2 protein-coding genes are annotated in these 2,629 nt (G+C 71.3%); both read left to right on the plus strand.

The window, feature by feature from the left end; all coding sequences use genetic code 11:
- Window positions 1-316: 316 nt before the first annotated feature.
- Window positions 317-973, plus strand: a complete 657-nt coding sequence (locus AC5LSR_RS07155) for an SCO family protein (RefSeq protein WP_250284097.1) — start codon at window positions 317-319, stop codon at window positions 971-973.
- A gap of 207 nt (window positions 974-1,180) precedes the next feature.
- Window positions 1,181-2,629: glycosyltransferase (locus AC5LSR_RS07160; RefSeq protein ID WP_493468275.1), on the plus strand; the 1,449-nt coding region annotated here is incomplete at its 3' end.

The following is a 2,629-nucleotide window of genomic DNA, read 5'->3' on the forward strand; positions in this document are numbered from 1 at the left end:
GGCACCGCCCCACGCGGCACCACGGTCTGCGCCGACTAGGCCTCGCGAGTCCTCCCCGATTTCCCCGATTCCCTGGATTCCCCGGATTCCCGGCGACCGGCCGGGCCGGCCCGCCGAAATCCCGGGCGCGGAAATCCCGTCGGCCCGCACCTGTTGTCCATGGCCGGAAACGGGCCACGGGCCACGGGTCCGCGGCCCGTGGCACAGCTCTGCTGTCCCGATCCGGTCAGCCGTTCAGAAAGGCCAGGAACATGCCCCCCTGCGATGCACCGGCCGGGCCGACGCCGTGAGGCGGGCCCCGCGCGGATCCGCCGCCGTGGCGCTGCTCTGTCTGGCCGTCTGTCTGGCCGGCAGCGCCGGCTGCGCCACGGGCGAGCCCACGCACCCCGCCGGCAGCCCGCCGGTACGGCCGCCGGCGGCTGTCGCCACGGCCACCGGCGGCTGGCACGGGACCGTCCCGAAGGTCTCCCGCTCCCGGCCGTCGTTCACCCTGCTGGACACCGCCGGGAACGGTTTCGACTTCGCGCGGCGGACCGCCGGCCGGGCCACCCTGCTCTTCTTCGGCTACACGAACTGCCCGGACGTCTGCCCGACGACCATGGCCGACATCGCCGCCGCCAAACGGCTGGCCGGCACCGGTGCCGGGCCGGCGCTCACGGTCGTCTTCGTGACCACGGATCCGGGGCGGGACACCGCCGAGGTGCTCCGCAGGTGGCTCGACCAGTTCGACGCCTCGTTCATCGGGCTCACCGGCTCGCCGGCGCAGATCGACGCCGCGCAGCAGGCCGTGGGCATACCGCTCGCGCGGACGCGGCAGGCGCCCGGCGGCCAGTACGACGTGGCGCACGCGGCCCAGGTCGCCGCGTACGGCGCCGACGACGTCCAACACGTTCTCTATTTCGCCAGTTCCACGGTTGCCGACTACGCGGCCGATCTGCCGAGGCTGGTGACCGCTCCGGGAGAACGCCCGTGAGGAGGCCCGGGAGAACAGCGGGCCGTCATGCCCGGTCCTCGTGCCCGGTCCCGGGCCGTTGCCGCCCGGCCGTTGCCGCCCGGCCGTTGCCGCCCGGTCGATGCCGGCCGTTCGTACCGACCACTCAGGTAGGGATCAGTGAACCTCAACCAGGCGCTTGCCGCGCCACCGTCGCTTCACGCTTTCCTGACGAGGATGCCAGGGCAGTTGCGTCTCATCGTGGCCGGTGGGACGAGCGCTGCCGCACGGGTCGCGCTGATGGCTTTCGCCGGCTGTTTCTTCGGGGCCTGGGGACGGTCCGGCTACGTGTTTTCGGTGGCCGCCGCGACCGGCCTGCTGTGGGGCCTGGACCGCGGCTTCACCTGGCGCGGGCGCGAAGGCAGCCGGCTCAGGCTCGTCATCGCGCGGGTCTCGGCCGAATCGGTCGGCTGGCTGCTGTTCACCGCGCTGACGGAGCTGGCGGCCAGTTCCCCGTCGACGGGGCAGGCCGGCCCACGTAATCTGCTGGCCGCCGCGCTCTGCGCCCTTCTGGTGGTTTCCACGCACCTGCTGGTGTGTTACTGGTTCGTCTTCGGCTCCACTCTGACAACGGCGTCCGTCCGTGTTCTGCACGGTGTCCTGCTGCTGCCCGCGTGGCCGCCGTTCGCGGAAACGGCGCAGGCGCTGTACCGCGGTCGCGGAGACATAGCGGTCGGTATCTGGACGGCGGTGTCGCTGTCGATGCTGCTGATCGCCGGCCTGACGCTGGTGCGGGCACAGTACGGCTGGCAGCTGCCCGACCGGGTCGACCACGTCGACCTGGAGGATCAGGAGTCCCCCCGGTACACCTTCTCGCTGATCGTGCCCGCCCGGCAGGAACCCGTTCTCGGGCGCACGCTGACCCAGCTGCTCGCCGGCGACTATCCGTCGCGTCTGTTCGAGCTTGTCGTCGTCGTGTCGGACGACGACCTCGACCGGGAGACCCGCGAGGTGGCCCAGGAATTCGCCGGCCGGTACCCCAACGTACGAATTGTCACGCCCAGCGGCGCGCAGCGGAGCAAACCGCTCTCCCTCGAGGACGCGCGAAAGCACTGCCACGGCGAGCTGATAGGAATCGTCGACGCGGAGTCCCTGATCGCCCGTGGCCTGCTCGGTTACGTCAACACACTGGCCGTGCACCATCCGGGAACCGGGATCTTTCAGGGCGGCGTCCAGCTGATGAACGTCCGCGGCCCCCGCTGGCGGCGGCCGGAATCCGCCGGGACGCTGCGCGCGCTGGTCGACTGGGCTGACAGCGGGACGTCATGGTGGCGGGCCCGTAACTGCCTGGAATACTACATCTGGTTCATGTCGCGGCTGCGCTACCAGGCGAAGGCGCATTTCATCCCGCTCGGCGGCAACACCGTCTTCGTCCGGCGCGAGGTTCTCGACCGGCTCGGCGGCTGGGACGTCTCCTGCCTGACGGAGGACTGCGACCTCGGTGTGCGTGCCTCGGTGGCCGGCGTCACCACCGCGGTTTTCTACCATCCCGAGCTGACCACCCAGGAGGAGACGCCGGAAAGCCTGCGGAAACTCGTGGTGCAGCGCACCCGCTGGATGATGGGTTTCATCCAGGTCTTCCGGAAGGGCGACTGGCGCCGGCTGCCGGGCTGGCGGCAGCGGGTGCTCGCCGCCGAG

This window comes from Protofrankia sp. CiP1_Cm_nod4, assembly GCF_982290645.1.